This window comes from Variovorax paradoxus, from assembly GCF_000834655.1.
Lineage (GTDB): Bacteria > Pseudomonadota > Gammaproteobacteria > Burkholderiales > Burkholderiaceae_C > Variovorax > Variovorax paradoxus_F.
On sequence record NZ_JXQQ01000028.1, the window covers coordinates 151299 to 172916 of the forward strand.

Here is a 21618-nt window from a genome sequence, read left to right on the forward strand (position 1 = left end):
ACGGGCATCACTTAGCATCGCGCCCCATGAGCTACACCGTGAAACTGATCGACTTCCCCGACGCACCGCCCGACGTCATCGCCACCGCCGAGACGCGCTTTCGCCGCGAGCTCGACAAGCTGCTGGGCGACATCGTCGAGCAGGCGCTGAAGGCGTTCGAGAACGCCAGCGAATCCAGCGCCGACGAACTCACCAAGGACGAGATCGCGCTGGCCGCGAGCTGGGCCAAGGCCTACGAAGCGGCCAAGACGGCGGGCTTCCGCGCGCTCGGCGAGGCCGACGAGGCGTACTTCGAAGTCCGCGTGGAGTGAGCCGGTTGCGCTTCAGGCGCAGCGCACGGGCGGCGCGCCGGTGTCGATGGCCTTGTAGTTGACCAGCCCGCCCAGGTCGAGCACCGTGAGGCCGCGCTTCTCCAGGCGAATGAGCTGCAGCGCCTGCAGTCGCTGCAGTGCCACGTTCACGCGCTGCCGCGACACGTTGGCCAGGAGCCCGATCTCGACCTGACCCACTTCCAGGAAGCGCGGCGCGTCCGGGTACAGGTCGGGGTTGAAGAGGCTCGCGAGGCAGTTGGCCACGCGCGCATCGGTGTCGAGCAGCCGCTCGTGCGCGAGCGCGCCGATGAAGAGACTCAACCGCGCGTTCAGCAGGTCCTGCAGGTAGTGGTTGAACGGCACGCTGGTGCCGCGCAGCCACTCGAAGGTGCGGCGCGGCATCAGGGCCACCCGCGTGGGCCGCAGCGCCATCACGTCGTAGCGGCGCGCCTCGTGCTTGAAGAGCGAGCCTTCGCCCCACCACACGCCGGCTGAGACGCCGGTGAGCGTGGACACCCGCCCGTCCTCCGAGGCCACCGACATCTTGGCGAAGCCGTCGATGAGCCCCATCCAGTGCTCGACCATCTGACCCGCCCGCGCGATGCAGGCACCGCGCGCGAACTGCCGCTCCTGCATGCTGCCGAGCACGTGCTCGACGTCGGCGGGCGAGAGGCCCGCCGCCCAGCGCGAGTGCCGGACCATGTCTTCCATCGCATGCGCAGCCGGCGCGGGTGCGGAATCAGGGATTACCTCTATCGATTGGCGCCTCATGTGTCGTCGCGACGACCGCAGCGTGGAACGTCCATCCTTAATCTTCCAATACACATAACAGAAGGAGACATCCATGCTCGCTACACCTCGCCGCCCGCACAAGCGGGTTTCTCCGTGGCCCCGTGTCCAGGTTGCCGCCGCAGGCATCGCGATGGCCGGCGCACTGCTCGTCGCAGGCTGCGGCGGAGGGTCCGACGGCGGCTCGGTGTTTCCGTTCATTCCGGGCGCGAGCCCGCCGCCCGTCACGCCGACACCGGCCGCGTTCCAGGTCAAGACGCTCTCTTCCGCGCCCGACATGGTGAGCGGCGGCGACACGCTGATCGAAGTGACCGCGCCCGTGGGCGTTTCGCTCGACAAGGTGCGCGTGAGCCTGAACGGAAAAGACGTGACCTCGCAGGTGCCCGTGGTCAACAGCACGACGCGCGTGCTGCGCGGCCTTGTCACCGGCCTCACGACCGATGCGGCCAGCACCACCGGCAGCGTCAACACGCTGGTGGTGAGCAACGCCGACGTGGCGGCGCAGCGCACCGAGACGAAGCTGGTCAACTATCCGATCACCGGTCCGATCCTCTCGGGCCCGCACATCTCGCCCTACGAATGCCGCACGGTGCAGAACGGCCTGGGCACCGCGCTCGACGCCAACTGCTCGGCCGCGACGCAGGTGGTCTGGTACTACCGCAGCAACACCAACGTCTTCAAGCCGCTGGCGGACCCCACGGGCGCGCGCCCGGCCGACCTCGCGACCACCACCACCAACGACGGCACCACCGTGCCCTACATCGTGCGCGTGGAGTCGGGCACCATCAACCGCGGCGTGTACCGCCTCGCGGTGCTCGACAACCCGACAAAGGACGCACCCGCCACCTGGAAGCCCGGCCCGGGCTGGAACAGGAAGCTCGTCGCCTACTTCGACTGCTGCGGCTCGGCCCAGTACAACCAGGGCGTGCACCCGATCGAGACGATCCTGGGCGACGTCGGCCACATCCAGCTCTCGCGCGGCTTCGCCTTCATGAACTCGACCGAGCTCTGGAACAACCAGCACGCCAACCCGCACCTGCAGGGCGAGACGCTGATGATGATGAAGGAGCACGTCATCGAGGAATTCGGCGAAGTGCCCAAGTGGACCGCCGGCTTCGGCGGCTCGGGCGGCGCGATCCAGCAATACCTGATCGCGCAGCTCTACCCGGGTCTGCTCGACGGCATCCAGCCCATCGTGTCGTTCCCCGAGACGCTGATGCCCGAGGTGATGGAGTGCCGGCTGCTCAACAACGTCTACAAGCTCGACGCGGGCACCTGGACCACCGCCAAGCAGAACGCGGTGAACGGCTTCAACACCAACACCTGCACCTCGTGGGACCTGGCGTTCGCGAGCATCATCAAGTCGGACAACGCGGCGGGCTGCGGCTTCACCGACCCGGCCAACGCGGCGAACGTCTTCAACCGCGCGACGAACCCGACGGGCATCCGCTGCGACCTCTTCCAGACCAACGTGAACCTCCTGGGCAAGCGCCCCGGCACGCAGGAGGCACGCCGGCCGCTGGACAACATCGGCCTGCAGTACGGCCTGGCGGCGCTGAACAGCGGTGCGATCTCGGTGAAGGAATTCCTCGATCTGAACGAGAAGGTCGGCGGCTTCGACGGCGACGGCAACCCCCAGGCCGCGCGCTCCGAGGCCGACCCCGATGCGCTCAAGCTCACCTACGCCGGCGGCTTCAAGAACAGCTTCCGCGGACCGGGCCTGGCGAACATCCCGATCATCACGCAGCGCGGCAATGCCGATGCGGTGGGCGACATCCACGACACGACGCAGGACCTGATCATCCGGGCCCGCCTGCAGCGCGCCAACGGCCGCAGCGACAACCAGATCATCTGGACGCTGGGCTCCACCTCGGGCTACGACTACATGAGCGGCTCGATCGACCTCCTGAACAAGTGGCTGGACAACATGGCGGCCGACCCCGCGCCCGCCTCGATCGACAAGGTGGTGCGCAACAAGCCCGCCGGCGCCAACGACGCCTGCTGGAACAAGACCGGCACGCGCATCGACGAGGCCGCATCGATGGACCCGGCCGCCAGCTGCAACGTGGTGTACCCGCGCTTCACGACGCCGCGCCTCCAGGCCGGCTCGCCGATGGTGAACGACGTGCTCAAGTGCCAGCTCAAGCCGGTGAACGCCGCCGACTATGCGGTGACGATTGCCGGCGCCGACCTCGCGCGCCTGCAGACGATCTTCCCGAGCGGCGTGTGCGACTGGAGCAAGCCCGGCGCGGGCCAGGAACCGCTGCGCGGCACTTACCTGCGCTTGCCGCTCGATTGACGATGCGCGCCTGGCAGTTGCGCCACGCGCTCTGCCAGGAAGTCCACCAGCACCCGCACGCGCAGCGGCTGGTGGCGGCGCGGGGCGTAGAGCAGGTGCACTTCCTGCGCCGGCCCCGTGTGGCGCGCGAGCACGCGCACCAGGCGCCCATCGGCGAGCTGATCGGTCACCATCCACGTGGGTTGCAGCGAAATGCCGGCGCCGCCGAGCACGCTGTCGAGCATGGCCACCGCGTTGTTCACTCGGTAGCGGCTGCGCACCGGCACCGTCACCGCGCCTTCCGGGCCTTGCAGCAGCACGCCGTCGTCGCCCGCGGCATATCGGATGTAGTCGTGCGAGAGCAGGTCCTGGGGCTTGCGGGGCTTGCCGCGCGCGGCCACGTAGTCCGGTGAGGCCACCAGCACGCGCGGCCATGAGCCGAGGTGCCTTGCAACGAGGTCTGGCGGCAGCGCGCCGCCGACGCGCAGCGACACGTCGATGCGCTCCTCGCGCGGATCGACGAAGCGGTCGTCCAGCACCAGTTCGAGTTCGATGTCGGGGTAGCGCCGCAGGAATTCGACCGCCATCGCGTTGAGATGCCGCTGTCCCATGGTGACCGGCGCGCTCACGCGCAAGAGGCCCTGCGGCTGCTGCACCTGCTCGCGCGCATCGGCGACGGCGTCGCCGTAATCCTCCAGCACGCGGCGGGCGCGCTCGTGGAAGCGCTGCCCTTCTTCCGTGAGGCTCAAGCCCGTTGCGGCGCGGCGCAGCAGGCGAACGCCCAGCGAACGCTCCAGGCCCGCGACCAGCTTGCTGACGGTGGGCTGCGTGGTGTCCAGCGCGCGGGCCGCGCCCGAGAGGCTCCCGAGTTCGACGCTGTGCACGAAGGCCGAGAGCGCGCGCAAGGTGTCCATGATGTATTCGATTCAAGAATGGTCTGGATGCGATTTTGCCATCTACCCATCCGAACTCGCATGGCAGAAAGTCGAGGCCTCGCTTCACTCTCAAGGACACGAACATGAATGCATCGACCTTCGGATCGATCCTCAAACACGGCGCCGCGGCGCTGACAATCGCGGGCCTCGCCGCGGTATCGGCGGCACAGACGGCACCGCCTGCGCGGGCCTATTGGAGCCCCAGCTGGATGGCCAGCACCCAGCCGATCTGGAGCGGCGACTTCGTGCTGCCGAGCGGCCTGCCCTTCCAGTTCAACCGGCAGACCATCCGGCAGGTGGCGCGCCTGAGCATCGGCGGCGCGAAGCTGCGCGTGGTGATCAGCAACGAAGGCGGCACGGCGCCGCTGTACATCGGTGCGGCACGGGTGGCGCGGCATGGCGAGGGCTCGGCGATCGTCGAGGGCACGGACCGTGCGCTGCACTTCGGCGGCCAGGCCGACGTGACCGTGCCCCCTGGCGCGAGGCTGGTCAGCGATCCGGTCGACCTGCCGCTGCCCGCGCTCGGCGAAGTCGCGGTGTCGCTCTATCTGCCGAAGCCGAGCCAGCCTGCGGGCTTTCACTTCGATGCGCGCGAGACGTCATATGTCGCCGATGGCGACCTGACCGGCGCGGCGCGGCTGCCGGCTAGCGCCTCGCAGTGGGGCACGCGCGTCTACGTCAGCGGCCTGATCGTCGAAACGCCCACGCCGCCGGCCACCGTCGTTGCGCTCGGCGATTCGATCACCGACGGCAACGGCTCCACGTCGGGCGCCAACACCCGTTGGCCCGATGCCCTGGCCGAGCGCCTCGCCCCGCGCGGCGTCGGCGTGCTCAATGCCGGCATCTCCGGCGGCCGCCTGCTGAAAGACGGCATGGGCCGCGCCGGGCTCGAGCGCGCCGGGCGCGACGCGTTCGCGCAGCCGGGCGTGCGCGCCGTGATCGTGCTGCTGGGCACCAACGACATCGGCTGGCCCGGCGGCCCATTCGCGCCGCAGGAGCCGGCGATGCGCGCGGAAGACCTCATCCAGGGATTCCGCCAGCTGGTCGCGATGGCCCGCGCCCACAACGTGCGCCTCGTGGCCGGCACCATCACGCCCAACGAGCGCGCGCTGGAAGGCACGCCGCTCGAAGGCCACCATTCGACCGAGAAGGACAAGGTGCGCCAGGCCGTGAACCGCTGGATCCGCGAAAGCGGCGCGTTCGATGCGGTGGTGGACTTCGACGCGCTGCTGCGCGATCCGGCGCGCCCGATCCGCCTGAAGGCAGCGATGGACTCGGGTGATCACCTGCATCCGGGCGATGCCGGCTACAAGGCGATGGCGGCCGCGATCGACCTCGATGCCCTGCTGGGTAACGATCCAAAATAGGGCGCAAATATACTGTACATAAATACAGTATTTTCTCTAGAATGGCTCGTCTCCAAGAACAACTTCGAGGCGACTCCATGACCACCGCCAATCCGCCTGCGCCCTCTGCGCAGGTTCTTTTTTTCTCTTCCGCCCGCCTGCATCCGATGCAGCCGCGGCAGCGTGCAGGCCGGATCTCCACGTGGCCCTTCCGAGTGGTCAGGGATCACGGCCACGGCGACAGCAGTGAGAGGGATGACGTCCGCGTCCAGGCGGCGCGCGTCATCCGGACGACGGCCGAGCATTGGTGGCCGCCCGAGCCCTGAACCAGCCTTTCACTTCATCCTTGCCGGTGACTGCCATCTCCGTCGAGCACCAGGCGCCGGCCACCTGCGATTCCGTCGAAGACGACGAAGACGCCCGCGTCCGACACCGAGAAGTCAGCTTTCGTGGCCTTATCGGGTGAGACAATTTTTGGCGTCCATCGAACCAACGCCCCGTCCCCCGCATGCTGACACTACCCGACATCGCCCCCGACACCATTCAGGAGTGCCTCGCCGAAACCTACGGCCTCCAGGCGACGCACACCGAATTTCTTCCCCTGGGCGCCGATGTCCATTCCGCGGTTTTTCGCGTGCAGGCGAACGACGGCGCGGCGTACTTCCTGAAGCTGCGCAGCGGCGATTTCGACCAGACCGCCGTCGCCGTGCCGGCCTTTCTCCATCACGACAAAGGCATCGCCGCGGTGATGGCACCGTTGCCGACAACGGACCGCCAGCTCAGCGTGCAGCGCGACGGCTTCGAATGGATGCTCTACCCCTTCTTCGAAGGCCGCAACGGATTCGAACGCGCGTTGACCGCCGCGCAATGGACCGCCCTCGGCGCGGCCCTGGGCGCGGTTCATCGCACCGAGTTGCCTCCCGCCCTGCTGGCGGGCATTCCCAAGGAAACCTACGCGCACCAGTGGCGCGAAGGCGTCAGACGCTACCAGCGCCGCTTCATCAACGGCTTCGGCGGCGACGCCATCGTCCAGCGCTTCCAGACTTTCTGGGCGCAGCACGACGAGGAGATCGACACGATCGTCTATCGCAGCGAGCAGCTCGCGTCGATCCTTCTCGAAAAAGCATTGCCGCAGGTCGTGTGCCACGCCGACATCCACGCGGGCAACGTGCTCCTGGGCGACGACGACCGGCTGGCCATCGTCGACTGGGACACGCTGGTCCTTGCGCCCAAGGAGCGCGACCTGATGTTCGTCGGAGGCGGTGTCGGCCACCTGTGGAACCAGCCGCAGGAAGAGTCGGAGTTCTACAAGGGCTACGGCGCCGCGGACATCGATGCGGTCGCGCTCGCCTACTACCGCCACGAGCGCATCGTGCGCGACATCCTGGAGATCAGCGACCAGGTCTTCGATGCATCCGCCAGCACCGAAGACCGCGAAGAAGCCATGCGCCAGATGGCGAGCCAGTTCCAGCCCGGCGACGTCGTCGCCATTGCGCACCGAAGCTACGAAGCCGTCACCTGATCCGTCGCTGGTCCGCTAGATCAGCATGTCCTGCACGTCCTCGTCGAAGCCCGAAATCGGCTGCGCCTTGGCCAGCGCGAGCCACACCGCGAACGGAATGCGCTCGATCGGCCGGTGCACCGCGGCACGCGCCACCACGAGGCGCTCGGCTTCGAGCACCAGCACGCCGCACTCCGCGGGAATTTCCTCGGGCGTGGCGATGCAGCGGCCACGCGCATCGTTGCCCAGCACGTACCAGCACTCGCCTCCCAGGTCCAGATAAGCCGCGCGCTTGTCGGGCTTGCGCAGGTCGCCCAGCAGGTCGGCGCGGCTGACCTTCACCTCGTGGACGATCGGGTGCGCATAGGCCTCGACGCTGGTGTTGCGGATCGAAAACACATCGGGCCGCGCCATGCACCAGCGCGGCTTGCCGCCCTCTTCCAGCGGCGGCAGGCGTGCGCGCAGGCCCAGGCCCCGCCATGCGATGCGGCCGCCGCGCGTCATCTCGCGCGCCACGCGTTCGACCAGCGCCTCGTGCGGCGTCAGCGCCGCGCGGTTGATGGTGAGCGTGGTGGCGATGCGGGCGATGCCGGTATCTGTCACGCGCAGGGTTTCGTGGCCGTGCGACGTGCGCACCCGTTCGAGAAAGCCGCCGGCCAGCAGCTCGACCTCGATGCCGTCGCAGCACGGCCAGCCGGCCGAGCGGTAGATCTCGCGCAGGCGCCGCGCGTGCAGCTTGCCGAAGGGCACGGTCGCCTCGGGCGCCGCGGTCTGCATCGGCGGCGGTTCGACCACGGGGGGCGGAAATCCCGGATCGGTGACCGGCGGCAGGGCCGGCGGCGGATCACCTTCGGGCGGTGGCGGCGGGGGTGGCTGTGGCACCGGATTGGGCACATCCGGCGCGGGCGGCGGCGGACCGATCGGCGCGGCGACAAGGGGGGCGAGTGCGAGTGCGGACATGGGAGAACAGGTTAGCGAAAAGTCGTGGGACGCGCGAGACGTGGAACGATCGGTTGCATCCATCGCCCTCGCCCGCCCGATCAATGGAAATCCCGGCTGGAGTTGCTCTGCGCGAGCCGGCCCATGAGCGGCGTCAGGTCCTTGAAGCCGGTAGCGATCAGGTTCTGAACCTTGCCGCCGCTGTCGTCGTCGCGCTGCCAGGTGCCCTGCACCGCGAGCAGGTGCGACTTCAAGAGCGGCTCGCGCCACGCGTCGATGACGTGGTTCCAGACGATTACGTTGACGTTGCCGGTCTCGTCCTCCAGCGTGACGAAGATCGTGCCGTTGGCCGTACCGGGCCGCTGGCGCAACTTGACGATGCCGCAGGCTCGCACGGTGCGGCCGGTGGGCTGCGCGCGCAGCTCCTCCGCGCTCATGAGCTTCATGCGCGCCAGGCGCGGGCGCAGCAGCGCGAGCGGATGGCGGCGCAGCGTGAGGCCGAGCGCGGCGTAGTCGCCGACGATCTCCTCGCCCTCGGGCGCCGCGGGCAGCAACAGCACCTGCTCGTTGATCGGCACGCCCTTGAGCAGGGCCGGCGAGGAGCGCTGCGCGGTGGCGTCCCACACCTGCTGGCGCCGATGGCCCGAGAGCGACATCAGCGCATCGGCTGCGGCGAGCGCGGCCATGTCCTTGCCGTCGAGTTCGGCACGCAGGGCGAGGTCTTCGGTGCTCGTGAAAGGCGCCTGTTCGCGCGCTTTCAGCAGTCGTTCGACGCCGGCCTTGCTGAGGCCGGAAATGCGGTTCAGGCCGAGCCGCACCGCGGGCTGGTTCTCGTTGCCCAGGCGCTCGGCGTAGCGCGCGTCGGTGCCTGGCGGCATGCGCGGCGCATCGGGGGCGCGGGGTTCGAGCGTGGTGTCCAGGTCGCTGCAGGTGACATCGACCGGGCGCACTTCCACGCCGTGCCGTCGCGCGTCCTGCACCAGCTGCGAGGGGCTGTAGAAGCCCATGGGCTGGGAGTCGAGCAGCGCGGCGAGGAAGCAGGCGGGCTCGTAGTTCTTGAGCCAGCAGCTCACGGTGACCAGCAGCGCGAAGCTCGCGGCGTGGCTCTCGGGAAAGCCGTAGTCGCCGAAGCCGAGGATCTGCTTGAAGATGGCTTCGGCGAACTCGGCCTTGTAGCCGTTGTCGGTCATGCCCTTGACCAGCTTGTCGTGGAACTTGCCCAGGCCGCCCTTGCGCTTCCAGGCCGCCATCGCGCGCCGCAACTGATCGGCCTCGTCGGCACTGAACTTGGCGGCGATCATGGCGATCTGCATCACCTGCTCCTGGAAGATCGGAATGCCCAACGTGCGTTCGAGCGCAATCTTCAGTTCGTCTTTCTCGTAGAAGACAGGCAAGCCTTTGCTCACCCGCTCGCGCTGCTTGAGATACGGATGCACCATGCCGCCCTGGATGGGCCCCGGCCGCACGATCGCCACCTCGATCACCAGGTCTTCGTAGGTGCGCGGCTTCAGGCGCGGCAGCATCGACATCTGCGCCCGGCTCTCGATCTGGAACACGCCGACGGTGTCGGCGTCGCAGATCATGTCGAACACCTTTTCGTCGTCGTTGGGGACGTGGTGCATCCGCACCATCGAGCCGCGCCAGCGGTTCATGTGATCGAGCCCGCGGCGGATGGCGCTCAGCATGCCGAGCGCGAGCACGTCGACCTTGAGCATGCCCATGGCTTCGAGGTCGTCTTTTTCCCACTGGATGACGGAGCGGTCTTTCATCGACGCCTTCTCGACCGGCACCAGCCGCGTGAGCCTGGTGTGCGTGAGCACGAAGCCGCCGACGTGCTGGCTCAGGTGGCGCGGAAAGCCCTTCAGGCGCTGCGTCATCTCGATCCACTGGACGAGCTTGAGTTCGTCTTCCTTCACGCCGGCCCGCGCGCAGGCGGCATTCAACTGCTCGCCGAGCACGGCGTCGTCGAACCAGTAATGGTCCTTGGCGAATTCGTCGACCAGCCGCTCGTCGATGCCGATGGCCTTGCCCACGTCGCGCAACGCACTGCGCGAGCGATAGCAGATGACGACGGCCGCGATGGCGGCGCGTTCGCGGCCGTATTTCTCGTAGATGTACTGGATGACTTCTTCGCGGCGCTGGTGCTCGAAGTCGACGTCGATGTCCGGAGGTTCCTTGCGATGGCGGCTGAGGAATCGCTCGAACAGCAGGTGGCCCTTCGCGGGGTTGATCGCGGTGATGCCGAGGCAGTAGCAGACGGCGGAATTGGCCGAGGAGCCGCGGCCCTGGCAAAGAATTTCCCGTGAGCGGGCGAAGCGCACGATGTTCTCCACGGTAAGGAAGAACATCTCGTATTCGAGCTCGCGGATCAGGTCCAGCTCTTTTTGCAGCTGTGTACGCACTCCATCGGGAATGCCGTTCGGGTAACGCACCTGCGCGCCTTCCCACGTCTTGCGCGCCAGCGTCTGCGTCGCCGTCTCGTTGCTGCCCAGCATTTCCAGCGGGTACTTGTAGTTCTCCCGGATCACCTCCGGATCGAACCTGCACCGATCGGCCACCACCAGCGTATTGGCCAGCATCCCGGGCAGGTAAAGCTCGGCCAAGCGCACCCGCTGCCGCAGATGCCGCTCGGCGTTGGACTGCAGCGCAAAGCCGCACTCGGCCACGGTCTTGCCTTCGCGCACCGCCGTCAGCACGTCGTGCAGCGGCTTGCGGGCACGCGCATGCATGTGCACGTCGCCCGCCGCCACCAGAGGCACGCCGGTCTGCTCGCCCGCCTGCATGAGCGTGACGAACCACAGGTCGTCGTCGAGCTCGTTGAGCATCTCCACGGCCAGCCAGAGGTTGTCGCCATACAGCGCCTTGGCGGCCAGCAGGTCTTCGTGCAGCGTGGCGGCATCCATCGCGCCGCCCGGGTTGCGTTGCGGCACGAAGAGCACCTGGCAGCGCTGCAGCGAAGCCACGTCGCTGCCCTCCCAGCTCACGCGGTACTCGCCCTTGGGCAACTCGGTGTTGCGTGCGGCGGTGATGAATTCGCACAGGTTGCCCCAGCCCTCGGTGTCGTTCGCGATTACCACGAGCCTGAAGCGCTCGAAGCGGAACTCGCTGCCGAACAGCAAACGGAAATCGAAGTTGCGCGGGATCGGCGGCTCGTCGGGGTGCTCCTTTTCGTATTCGTCGAGCGTGCGTTCCATGTCGCGCCTGCAGACGTAGGCGCGCACAATGCCGGCCACCGAGCACTCGTCGGTGATCGCCAGCGCGGCATACCCCAGCTGGTAGGCGCGCTCGACCACCTCCTCGGGCGTCGACGCACCGCGCTGGAAGCTGAAGTTGGTCAGGCAGTGCAGCTCGGCGTAGTCGGGCAACGTCGCCGCGGTTTTCTTGCGCAGCGCGACCGGCAGCGCATGCACCTTGGCCGGCTGGCGCTTGCGCTCCTGCTTGTCGCTCAGTTCAGGCATAGAACCCCTGCAGGTACCAGCGCACCTCGCCCGAAGAAAAGCGCGCCGAGGGCCGCTCGCGAAAGATCCACACGAGCCCCGCTTCCGGGCTTTCCGCCACGTAGTAATCGCGCATCGCCGGCTGGCCTCCGTCTTCCTTGCCGCCCCACCAGCCGGCCTCGACGCGCTGCGGCCCGATCAGCTTGCTCAGCGGGCCGCGGTAGCAGGGGCGCTCGCCGTCCATCTCGAGCAGGAGCGGTTGGGGCAACAGCCACGGCGGGTAGATCGCATCGGGCTGCTGCGACTGCGAAGCCGCCTCCTTCGCTTCTTTCGTCTCTTTGCGGGTCCTGTCCGGCGCCTTCTCCTTCTGCAACGCGGGCCGCCATGCCTGCTTGCGCTCGGGCCGGTGGTCGGCCTTCGCGCAAGGTACCACCACCTGGTGTGCGCCGAGCCGCACGCTCAGGCGCTCGACCATCTCGTGCAGCTTGTCGCCCTTGCGGTTGTCCTCGGGCAGGAAGCTGGTGCTGGCACCGGCCCACGGATCGGTCTCGAGCGTGCGCAGCCTGAGCCAGCTCGCGGGCGCGGCGAGCGTGGTGAGGGCGAGCTTTTCCGAGAGCAGCCGGCGCAGGTGGGCCATGTCCTGCGTGGGCTCGGCGGTGCGCACGGTGACCTGCTGGTGCGGCGGCAGGTTCACGCCGTTGAAGCGCTTGAGGTCGAGCGTCCATTGCAGCTCGAGCGCGCGCGCGCCGCGCTGGCGGGCGCGCAGCCAGATCTGCAGCGCAGAGAGCAGGCGGTTGGCCGACCACATGAGTTCGGGCGCGGTCTCGGCGAGCGCGGGCAGTTCCAGCTTCTGCTCGAACACGTCGGGCAGCGTGAGCCAGTCGTGGCTCTCGGGACGCAGGCCCCAGGCCGCATCGAGCGCCGCGCGCAGTCCGGCGCCGAAGCGCCGCGTGAGGCCGCCGCGCGGCAAGGCGGCCACGTCGCCCCAGGTGCGGCAGCCCAGGCGGGCGAGCAGGTCCAGGTGGGGATGCGCGGCGGTCAGCGTGTCCAGCGGCAGGCCGGACGGTATGTCCTTCGGGCGCTCTTCCTGCCGCTCGAACATGCGAAGCCGCGCGAGCGCGATCAGGCTGGTGGCGCCCTGCGCGCCCAGCATGCGCACATCGGGCGCGGGATTGACGGCGACCAGCTGGCGCATCAGCTGGAGTCGCCCGCCCCACAGGCGCTCGCAGGCCGAGACTTCGAGCATGAGCGCCTCGTCCTGCCAAGCGACGTGCGGCGTGTATTCCAGCGCCCACCAGCCGAGGGCTTCGGGCGTGGGCAGCTGCGGAGCGTCGGGCGCGTAGGCTTCAAGCGACCACCGCAATGCGATCCAGTGCATTGGGGCCTCCCTTCCACGCGTCGATGCGCACCACAGTCGCGGTCGTCGCCGTGTCGCCAGCCAGCACCGTGCCCTGCTGTTGCAGGCGCAGCTTGCGGCGCAGCCGGGCCGCTGCGAGCAGCGCGGTCATGCGCTCGTTGCGCGCCGGCAGCATCACGGGCGAAGCCAGCGGCGGACCGCGGCGCTTGAGGATGCTCAGCTCGATCTGCGATGCATCGGCCGCGCAGCGCTCCACCTGGAGACGAAGCCGCGCAGGCGAAGCCCCCTGCGCGGCCGACTCGGGCCGGCACACGAAAAGCATCACGTCATGCTGTGCGGCCGCCAGCTGCAGCCGCCGCAATTCGCCCACCCGCGCCTGCGGCAGCCAGGCCAGCACGGCGGCCACGTCCGCGCAGCGCAGCGCCTGTTCGCAGGCCCACAGGCGCGCGGCCGGCGCATCGCTCTTGACCCACATCAGCGCCTCCACCGGCAGCCCCTGCGCCGCGAGCGAGGGCCCGCAGGGCTCGTAGGGCGCGCCGATCAGCACCACCGGCCCGCCGCGCGCCTGCACCGCCTGCGCCAGCGCGGGCAGCAGCAGCCGCCAGACATGCGCCTCGGGCGCGCCTTGCAGCAGCTCCGTCATCGCGCCGACCGGCCAGCCGCCGCCGGGCAACTCCGCGTCGAGCGTGGCGTGGCCGGTCGCGACGACCTGCGCGTCGGCCAGGCCGAGTTCGTCGGCATGCCAGACGCCACGGCCGGCGGCGGCGGAAAAGGAGTCGAGGAAAGGGAGGCCCATGATGCAACTGTTAACTGTATTTTTATACAGTATTTCCCGGGCCGCAACCGGAGATCGATTTACCTGGAAGGGCCCGCGCCTTAAGATGGATCAGTTAACAGTTTGTGACCATGACACACAAAAAGATTCAATTCCTGGCTTCCGCCTTCGCCGCCTTCGTCCTCGGACTGTCTGCTTCGGCGCATGCGCAGAGCGGCAAACCCCTGCTCATCGGCCAGACCTACGTGCAGACCGGCCCGCTCGCGTCGCTGTCGACCGAGCCGCTGCTCGGCATCCGTGCCATGTTCACCACACTGAACGCGAACGGCGGCATCAACGGCCGGCCGGTCGAGTTGCGCCAGCTGGACGACGCCTACGACCCGGCCAAGGGCGCCGAGAACGTCAAGACCTTCGCCAGGGACGGCGCCATCGGCGTGCTGATGCCCATCGGCACTTCGTCGGCGGTGGGGGCGATCAAGGCGGCCAACGAGCTCAAGCTGCCCATCGTGGGCCCGTACACGGGCGCGGGCCCGGTCGTGAAGTTCACCGAATACGGCTTTCCGGTGCGCATCAGCTTCGACGAGGAATACAGCCGCATCGTGAACCACCTGTTCACCATCGGCCTCTCGCGCATCGCCTTCGCGCACAACGACAACCCCGGCGCGCGCTCGGCGATGGAGAGCACGCAGAAATTCATTGCCGAGCGCGGCGACAAGATGGTCGGCAGCGTCGCCATCAAGAACGACGGCTCCGACGCCGCCGAGCGCGCGGCCGAACTGGTCAAGCTCAAGCCGAAGGCGGTGGTGCTGTCGACCACCAACGACGTGGCCGCCAAGTTCATCACCGCCTACCGCGCGGCGGGCGGCGAGACGGCCTTCTATTCGTTCTCCTTCCTGAACGGGCAGAAGCTCTTCCAGGACATCAGGAAGGACGCGGCCGGCGTGGTCATCTCGCAGGTCGTGCCCTATCCGTGGAACAGCGCAATGCCCGTCATCGCCGAGTACCAAGCGGCGATGAAGAAGATCGGCGTGAACGACTTCAGCTATGCGAGCCTGGAGGGCTACGTTACGGCCAAGGTCATGGTCGAGGGCCTGAAGCGCGCGGGCGCGAACCCGACGCCCGAGTCGCTGCAGAAGGGCCTGGAGTCGTTCAAGACGCTGGACATCGGCGGCATCGCCGTGTCGTACCGGCCGGGCGAACACCGCGGGCTGACCTTCTCCGAGCTCTCGATGCTCAAGGCCGACGGGCGCTACCTGCGCTGAAACGTAGCGGACAGGCGCAGAATTTCGTTCGTGACGCCCTCCACGAACACGCCCCCTCTCTCCGCCATCCCCGCCCTCACCCGCGCCCGGTTGCTCCGACTGGGCGCCGCACTCTGCGCGGGTGCCGCGCTCCCCTCGTTCGCCCAGCAGCAAGGCAGGCCCGCGATGCAGATGACCACCCGCCCCATCCCTTCCACCAAGGAAGCCCTGCCGGTCGTCGGCTGCGGCACCTGGATCGGCTTCGACCAGCGCCCCGGCACCGACGAATACAAGCGCCTGCCCGGCGTGCTCGATGCGCTCTTCGCGACCGGCGGCACGGTGATCGACAGCTCGCCGATGTACGGCCGCTCCGAGGAAACCACCGGCGAACTCCTGGTCGCATCGAAGCCACGCGCCAAGCCCTTCCTCGCCACCAAGGTCTGGACCTCGGGCCGCGAGGCCGGCATCGCGCAGATGGAGCAGTCCTTCGCGCGGCTTCGCACGAAGCAGATGGACCTGATGCAGGTGCACAACCTGGTCGACTGGCGCACCCACCTGGCCACCCTGCGCGGCTGGAAGGACAAGGGCCGCGTGCGCTACATCGGCATCACGCACTACACCGCCTCGGCCTACGGCGAGGTCGAGGCCGTGCTGCGCGCCGAGAAGCTCGACTTCCTGCAGATCAACTATTCGCTCGATGCGCGCGATGCCGAAGAGCGCCTGCTGCCGCTCGCGGCCGAGCGCGGCGTGGCGGTGATCGTCAACATGCCCTTCGGCGGCGGCGGCCTGCTGCGGCGCCTGCGCGACAAGCCGCTGCCCGCCTGGGCCGGCGAGATCGGCTGCACGAGCTGGGCGCAGGTGCTCCTGAAGTTCGTGCTGAGCCACCCGGCCGTGACCTGCGCGATCCCCGGCACGAGCCGCGCCGAGCACATGGCCGACAACGCGGCGGCCGGTGCAGGCACCTTTCCCGATGCGGCCTTCTGGCGCCGCGAAGCCGCCGCTATTCGAACTTGACGTTGTGCTCCCGCACCGTCGCGCCGAAGGCGTCGTACTGCGTGCGGAAGAACCCGGCAAACTTCTCGGGGCTCATGCCGTAGCCCTCGAAGCCCTGCTGCACCAATTGCGCGTGCACGTCCGGCCGCTTGAGCGTGTTCTGCAGTTCCTGCGAGAGCCTGCCGGTGATCTCCTTCGGCAGTCCCGGCGGCCCGAAAAAGCCGGCCCACGGCGTGATCGTGAGCTTGCCCAGCCCGAGTTCGCCGCCCGTCGGCACATCGGGCAAGAGGCCGCTGCGCTGCGGCAGCAGCGTGACCAGCGCGCGGATGCGCCCTTCCTTCACGAAGCCCGGCGCCAGCGTGCCGGTGGTGAACATCATGTGGATCTGCCCGCCCAGCAGGTCGGTCATGGCCTGCATGTCGCCCTTGTAGCGCGCGTTGACGACCTTGCGGTCGCCCAGCAGTTGCAGCATCGCGAGCTCCGAGGCGCTGTTGCTCGATGCGGAGTTGTAGGCACCGGGCTTGGCCGCCACCATCGCCAGCAGCTCGTTCACGCTTTTGACGGGCAGGCTCGACGGCACCACGAGGAACATCGAGAACTGCCCCGCCGAGCTGATCGGCGTGAAGGCCTTGAACGGGTCGTAGGGCGAAGTCGGCCGCAGCGTGGGCGCGGCGACCATCGCGGTGTTGGTGCCCATCAGCAGCGTGTAGCCGTCGGGTTTGGCCGACGAGGTGGCCTGCGCCGCGAGCACGCCGTCGGCGCCCGGGCGGTTCTCCACGATCACCTGTTGGCCGAGCTGCTTGGACAACCCCTCCGCGATGATCCGCGTGAGCGAATCGGCGCCGCCGCCGGGCGCGAAGCCGACGATCAGCCGCAGCGGCTTGTTCGGATAGGCGTCGGCGCTCCAGGCCGCCGCACCGGGCAGCACCGTCGTTGCAAGGGCCGCCAGGGCCAGGTTTCTGCGTCGCATGAAAGCCTCCTTGGTTCAGAAGATCGGAAGATCAGAAGAGGTGCCGCACACCGAACTCCCACCCCGACGAGCGCTTGCCGCCCGCCGGTGCCACGCCGCCGCTCACCACGTAGCGCGCCTGCCCGCTGTTCATGAGGCGCGCGTAGGTGCCGTAGAGCGCGGTGCGCTTGGAGAGGTTGTGCACGTAGCCGATGCCGAACTGGCGCGCGTCGTCGCGGTTGCGCGGCATGCCGTTGGCGTTGCGCAGGCTCTCGTCGCTGCGGTCGTCCAGGTAGGCGTAGCTCACGCGGATGCGGCCGACCTCGAAGGCCGGGATGTGCGCGCCGATCTCGGCGGTGTTCTTGCGCACCGTGCCGCCCGCGAGCTTCACCGTCACCTTGTTGTAGAGCGCGAAGAACTTCGCGAAGCCCGCGTCCCAGGTGCCGCCGATGTTGGCGTGCGTGTAGTTGCCGATGGTGGAGGTGGCGTTGAAGTGCGATCGCGTCACGGCTGCCGCGATGTCGAAAGCGCCCGAGGCGAAACCGAAGCGCGCGCCGCCGAAGTTGCCGTCGTCGCGGTTCGGCGCGGTGGAGTCGTTCTCGCCGGTGCCGATCATCGCCATGCCGTAGAAGCCGCCCAGCCCGGCCGGCAGCCAGTAGCTCACCGTGTTGCTGCCGGTGATGGCCGTGGGCAGCGGTCCGGTGCCCGCGCCCGCGAAAGTGAGGTTGCCCGCGCGCGCCACGCCGTTGGCATTGAAGGGGTCGAAGTAGATGCTGTTGTAGTGCGTCGGAATGAAGTCGTGGCCCAGCCGCACCTCGCCCAGCGAATCGTGCGAGAGGCTCACGAAGGACATGCGGTCGAAGGTGATCGGCCCCGCAGTGCCCGCCCCGCTCGTCTGGTTGTTGCTGTTGCTCGGGCGGCCGGTGCCCAAGTCCGGGTTCAGGCTGCCTTCGAGCCAGAAGCCTGCGCGCAGGCCGCCGCCCAGGTCCTCGGTGCCGCGAAAGCCGATCCGGCTCGTCGAGAGCCCGCCGTTCGACAGCGCCTTGACCGAGCCGCCGCCCTCGCCCTTGGTGTACTGCACGCCCAGGTCCATCACGCCGAACAGCGTGACGCTCGATTGCGCATGCGCTGCGCCGCTGCTGGCAAGGCCGATGGCCGACCACATCAAAAGTCTCTTCATGGTTTCTTGTCTCCTGCTCTTTTTTGGGTTGAAAACTCTGCAATCCCGGAAATCGCGCGCAGGGCTGCGCCACCGGGTGCGCACGGGGGTGCGCACCGGTTGGCGAAGCCGGGGATGGAAAAGGCCTAGCTGGCGGGCTGCGGGCGCTCGGTGCGCACGAGCACCGCGCCCTTGGACAGCGGGCTCACATTGCGCCGGTACTGCTGCAGCCAGCCGGTGTCGAAGGCCGGCGGCGGCGCCTGCCAGTCGGCGCGGCGGGCGGCAAGTTCGGCGTCGGTCAGTGCGATGTCCAGGCGTCGCGCATCCAGGTCGATGGTGATCACGTCGCCGTCGCGCACGAGGCCGAGCGGCCCGCCGAGCGCGGCCTCGGGCGACACCTCGGCCACCACTAGCCCCTTGCACACCAGGCCCGAGAGATGCCCATCGGTCAGCAGCGCGACCTGGTCGCCCAGGCCCGCGCCATCGACCGCGAACACCACGCGCGACGCGCCGCCGCCCATGGCCGGTCCGCCGCACGCGCCGGCGCCGCGCATCACGACCACCTGGCCGGGGACGATCTCGTTGTTCTTCAGCGCCGCGATGGCGGCGTCCGAGGTCCAGAAGCACCCGGCCGGGCCGGTAAAACGACGCACCTTGCGCTCGGCGATGCCGGTCTTGATGAGGCCCGACTCGGGCGCGAGATTGCCGCGCAGCAGCACGATGGCCGGCAGAGGCGCGACCGGGCGGTAGATGGGTCGGATCACTTCGGCGTCCATCACTTGGGCATGGCGCAGGTTGTCGGCGACCGTGCCGCCGGTCACCGTGAGCGCGCCCGTATCGAGCAGCGGCGCGAGCTGCTTCATCAACGCGCGGCAACCACCGGCCGCCTCGAAGGCTTCGATCGAATGCTCGCCGATGGGCCGCACGCCGGCCAGCACAGGGGTCGTGGGGCCGAGGCTTTCGAAGAGGCCGTACACGTCGACGCCGCACTCGCCTTCGGTCGATATCGCCTGCAGGTGCTTGGCCGTGTTGAGCGAGCCGCCGACCGACAGCACCGCGCGCACCGCGTTGGCGAAGGCGCCGGGCGAGAGGATGTCGCGCGGCTTCAGGTCGTCCAGCACCATCTGCACGATGCGCGTGCCGGCCGCGCGCACGTCGGCCATCATCTTTGGGCTCAGCGCGGCCACCGGCGCGCTGCCGGGCAAGGCCATGCCCAGCGCCTCGCAGACGATGTGCATCGAGTTGGCCGTGCCCAGGCCCGAGCACACGCCAGGCCCGCGGATCGCCTCGCGGCTCATGCCGACCAGCTCTTCCACCGGCAGGTTGCCGGTGACGGCGTGCATCGCGCCGATGAACACTTCCTCGATGTCCATGTGCTTGCCGCGGTACTCGCCGCTGGGCTGGTAGCCGCAGGGCACGAGCAGCGCCGGGATGTTGAGCCGCGCGGCCGCCATGAGTTGCCCCGGCACGGTCTTGTCGCACGAGGTGAGGCAGACCATGCCGTCGAGCTGCGCGCCTTCGACGGCCACTTCGATGTCGTTGGTCACGAGGTCGCGCGCGCCGAGCATGTAGGCGCCGCGCGCGCCCGCACCGGTGATGAAGTCGCTGGGCGCCGCGGTGCGGATCTCGAACGGCACGCCGCCCGCCGCGCGGATCGCGGTCTTGATCTCCGCCGCCACCTTGTCCAGGTGGCTGAAGCACGCGGCCAGCTCCGAGGAGCTGTTGACGATGGCGATCTTGGGCTTCTCGCAATCCTCTTCCGGAATGCCGAGCGCGCGCCAGTGCGCATTGCGCACCGACCAGAGGTAGGAGCCGCGCGGGAAGTTGCTGCGCAGGGGGCGGGTCATGGGCGGTCTCCGTTCTTATTTTTGGTGATCTCGATCACGCCGCGGTCGGCGTCCACGCGCACCCAGTCGCCCGTCTCGATGCATTCGAGCGGATCGCGCTCGAAATCGGTCATCGACGGCGAGTGCGTGACCACGGCGCCCAGCGCCATCTTGGTCGTCATCTCGTTGAACAGGAACGCCGCGGGCGCGGAGTTCATGAGCCGCGTCATGTGGAACATCGCGGACCAGCCCGACGAGCCCTTGGCTCCAGGGAACACCAGCACCTTGCCGGCGAAGCTCTGGCCGCGCAGCTCGTGGCGCGTCTCGACGACGGTACCGGTGCGCGGGTCGATGCCGCCCCAGCCCGAGATGCGGTCGCGCGTGACGAGCGCCTCGCCTTCCGCAACGCCGCCGACCACCTTGCGGCCACGGATCACGATGGTGCTTTCAGTCATGACGGCGGCGTTCATGCATACCCCCCGTTCCAGCGGCCGGTGCAGGCTGCATCGACGCATTCGGCCGTGCTGCCGAACCACGCCTGCACGCCGAGGATGGCGGGCAGGTAGTGCGCCTGCTTGGCGGAATCGAGCGCCACCGTCTTCGTGCCCTTGGGCACGGCGCGGCTCATGGCCGAGCAGCTGTCGGTCATGAGGATGCCGCCCGCGTCCTCGATGATCTTGGTGTAGCCGTTGCGGTCGGCCAGCGACTTGATGGCGCGCGGCGTGAAGATCCACAGCTCGCAATCGGGATGGACCTTGCGCCCCTCGATGAGCTGCGCGGCCTCCCAGATCTGCTCGATCGTGTAGTGCGGGCAGCCGAGCATCACGTACTGCACCTCCGCATCCTTGCCCGTCACATTGATCTTCTCGTAGGTCGTGCGGCGCTCGGCCTCGCCGTAGCGCAGCACCTCGACGGGCGCCTTGCCGCCGAGCGCCTGCTCCAGCGTCAGCGCCTCGGGCGTGATGCCGGCAATGTGGTACATCTCCACGCCCCCGGACGACGACGCGGCCGCGCCGAAGTGCTTGAGCCGCGGCAGGTTCGGCACGCGGCCGATGCCGCGCTTGCTGTGCACCACCGGCACGCGCTCCTGCACGTGTTCGCCGATGTAGTAGCCGAGCAGGCCCCAGTCCTGCACCGACTCCACGTCGATGTCGAGCTCGATCACGTGCGTCGCACGGCGGTTCTCGTCGAGGTGGTAGCCCCAGTACGGAATGCGCCCGGTGAGCATCGCCGCGCCCGTGCTCTCGCGGCCTTCGGTGTTGGTGCGCGCGCCCAGCACCGAATTGCAATACACCACCGCCGACGATTCCATCCACGCGCAGTGTTCGCCGCGCGTGGGGATGTTGCCGACCTGGTAGGGCGTGCAGGTGTTCATGATCTGCGCGCCGAGGCCGGCCGCATGGCGCTCGCTGCGGTTGTAGAACTGCACGATCTCTTCGCTCACGCCCATGCGCTCGGGCTGCCCGGGGTCGAAGCCCAGTTGCAGGTGGCTCGTGAAGACCTTGAACTTCGGGATCTCGACGGTCTCCTGGCTGTCGAGGCTGAATTCGGAGAACACCGCGTCCATGCCGCCGCCCTTGGCGAGCGCGAAGTCGCGCTGGAAGGGCGTGGTCGAGGTGATGGTGGCGCAGACGTTGCGCGTCTCGACCAGTCGCTCGGCGCCCAGGGCTTCGCCGTAGCGCATCAGGAGGTCCATCGCCTTCTGCACGGCCGGTCCGTCGCGGCCGTCGTACATGGCTTTTTCTTCGTTGCTCAGGTGCATGACCTGTGTCTCCGTTCTTC

Annotated in this window: 18 protein-coding genes; 7 read left to right on the forward strand and 11 right to left on the reverse strand. The window is 68.5% G+C overall.

Features of this window, described 5'->3' with window-relative positions:
• Positions 1 to 26 precede the first annotated feature (26 nt).
• Complete coding sequence (locus tag RT97_RS13205) at positions 27 to 311, forward strand: hypothetical protein (RefSeq protein ID WP_042579224.1); 285 nt, start codon at positions 27 to 29, stop codon at positions 309 to 311.
• Positions 312 to 323: 12 nt separating this feature from the next.
• On the opposite strand, the gene RT97_RS13210 is transcribed toward RT97_RS13205, so the two are convergent.
• On the reverse strand, positions 324 to 1022 hold the full coding sequence (locus RT97_RS13210; RefSeq protein ID WP_241027249.1) for a Crp/Fnr family transcriptional regulator: 699 nt from the start codon (positions 1020 to 1022) through the stop codon (positions 324 to 326).
• A gap of 133 nt (positions 1023 to 1155) precedes the next feature.
• Between RT97_RS13210 and RT97_RS13215 the strand changes: the two genes are divergently transcribed.
• On the forward strand, positions 1156 to 3399 hold the full coding sequence (locus RT97_RS13215) for a DUF6351 family protein (protein WP_155403805.1): 2244 nt from the start codon (positions 1156 to 1158) through the stop codon (positions 3397 to 3399).
• Here RT97_RS13215 and RT97_RS13220 read toward each other — a convergent pair.
• Complete coding sequence (locus tag RT97_RS13220) at positions 3375 to 4292, reverse strand: LysR family transcriptional regulator (RefSeq protein WP_042579226.1); 918 nt, start codon at positions 4290 to 4292, stop codon at positions 3375 to 3377. The two genes, RT97_RS13215 and RT97_RS13220, sit on opposite strands and share 25 nt — an antisense overlap.
• Before the next feature lie 104 nt (positions 4293 to 4396).
• Here RT97_RS13220 and RT97_RS13225 point away from each other — a divergent pair, with 104 nt between their 5' ends.
• The 3 genes from RT97_RS13225 to RT97_RS13235 all read left to right on the forward strand — a co-directional run bounded on the left by RT97_RS13225 (position 4397) and on the right by RT97_RS13235 (position 7181).
• Complete coding sequence (locus RT97_RS13225; protein ID WP_042579227.1) at positions 4397 to 5680, forward strand: SGNH/GDSL hydrolase family protein; 1284 nt, start codon at positions 4397 to 4399, stop codon at positions 5678 to 5680.
• Positions 5681 to 5757: 77 nt separating this feature from the next.
• Complete coding sequence (locus RT97_RS13230) at positions 5758 to 5985, forward strand: hypothetical protein (RefSeq protein WP_042579228.1); 228 nt, start codon at positions 5758 to 5760, stop codon at positions 5983 to 5985.
• A 182-nt stretch (positions 5986 to 6167) separates the two neighbouring features.
• Positions 6168 to 7181, forward strand: a complete 1014-nt coding sequence (locus RT97_RS13235) for an aminoglycoside phosphotransferase family protein (protein WP_042579229.1) — start codon at positions 6168 to 6170, stop codon at positions 7179 to 7181.
• Positions 7182 to 7196: 15 nt separating this feature from the next.
• Here RT97_RS13235 and RT97_RS13240 read toward each other — a convergent pair whose 3' ends face one another.
• The 4 genes from RT97_RS13240 to imuA all read right to left on the reverse strand — a co-directional run bounded on the left by RT97_RS13240 (position 7197) and on the right by imuA (position 13689).
• Entirely contained in the window at positions 7197 to 8120 is a 924-nt protein-coding gene (locus RT97_RS13240; RefSeq protein WP_042579230.1) for a hypothetical protein, read from the reverse strand.
• 80 nt (positions 8121 to 8200) lie between these two features.
• Positions 8201 to 11557, reverse strand: coding sequence for an error-prone DNA polymerase (locus tag RT97_RS13245; RefSeq protein ID WP_042579231.1), 3357 nt, complete (start codon positions 11555 to 11557; stop codon positions 8201 to 8203).
• Entirely contained in the window at positions 11550 to 12914 is a 1365-nt protein-coding gene (locus tag RT97_RS13250) for a Y-family DNA polymerase (protein WP_042579232.1), read from the reverse strand. The genes RT97_RS13245 and RT97_RS13250 overlap by 8 nt, the downstream gene beginning before the upstream one ends.
• Entirely contained in the window at positions 12883 to 13689 is an 807-nt protein-coding gene (imuA, locus tag RT97_RS13255) for a translesion DNA synthesis-associated protein ImuA (RefSeq protein WP_042579233.1), read from the reverse strand. The genes RT97_RS13250 and imuA overlap by 32 nt, the downstream gene beginning before the upstream one ends.
• A 110-nt stretch (positions 13690 to 13799) precedes the next feature.
• Here imuA and RT97_RS13260 point away from each other — a divergent pair, with 110 nt between their 5' ends.
• Both RT97_RS13260 and RT97_RS13265 read left to right on the forward strand, forming a co-directional pair.
• Positions 13800 to 14930, forward strand: coding sequence for an ABC transporter substrate-binding protein (locus RT97_RS13260; RefSeq protein WP_042579234.1), 1131 nt, complete (start codon positions 13800 to 13802; stop codon positions 14928 to 14930).
• A gap of 165 nt (positions 14931 to 15095) precedes the next feature.
• On the forward strand, positions 15096 to 15923 hold the full coding sequence (locus RT97_RS13265; RefSeq protein ID WP_253278233.1) for an aldo/keto reductase: 828 nt from the start codon (positions 15096 to 15098) through the stop codon (positions 15921 to 15923).
• Here RT97_RS13265 and RT97_RS13270 read toward each other — a convergent pair.
• The 5 genes from RT97_RS13270 to RT97_RS13290 form a co-directional block, all read right to left on the reverse strand.
• Positions 15910 to 16872, reverse strand: a complete 963-nt coding sequence (locus RT97_RS13270; protein ID WP_042579236.1) for a Bug family tripartite tricarboxylate transporter substrate binding protein — start codon at positions 16870 to 16872, stop codon at positions 15910 to 15912. The two genes, RT97_RS13265 and RT97_RS13270, sit on opposite strands and share 14 nt — an antisense overlap.
• A 31-nt stretch (positions 16873 to 16903) precedes the next feature.
• Positions 16904 to 18031, reverse strand: a complete 1128-nt coding sequence (locus RT97_RS13275; RefSeq protein WP_042579237.1) for a porin — start codon at positions 18029 to 18031, stop codon at positions 16904 to 16906.
• A gap of 125 nt (positions 18032 to 18156) precedes the next feature.
• On the reverse strand, positions 18157 to 19857 hold the full coding sequence (locus tag RT97_RS13280) for a dihydroxy-acid dehydratase (RefSeq protein ID WP_042579238.1): 1701 nt from the start codon (positions 19855 to 19857) through the stop codon (positions 18157 to 18159).
• A complete protein-coding gene (locus RT97_RS13285; RefSeq protein ID WP_042579239.1) occupies positions 19854 to 20306 on the reverse strand; it encodes an aconitase X swivel domain-containing protein in 453 nt (150 codons plus the stop codon). The genes RT97_RS13280 and RT97_RS13285 overlap by 4 nt, the downstream gene beginning before the upstream one ends.
• A complete protein-coding gene (locus tag RT97_RS13290; RefSeq protein ID WP_042579240.1) occupies positions 20303 to 21598 on the reverse strand; it encodes an aconitase X in 1296 nt (431 codons plus the stop codon). Before RT97_RS13290 ends, RT97_RS13285 begins: the two co-directional genes overlap by 4 nt.
• Between the last annotated feature and the right edge of the window lie 20 nt (positions 21599 to 21618).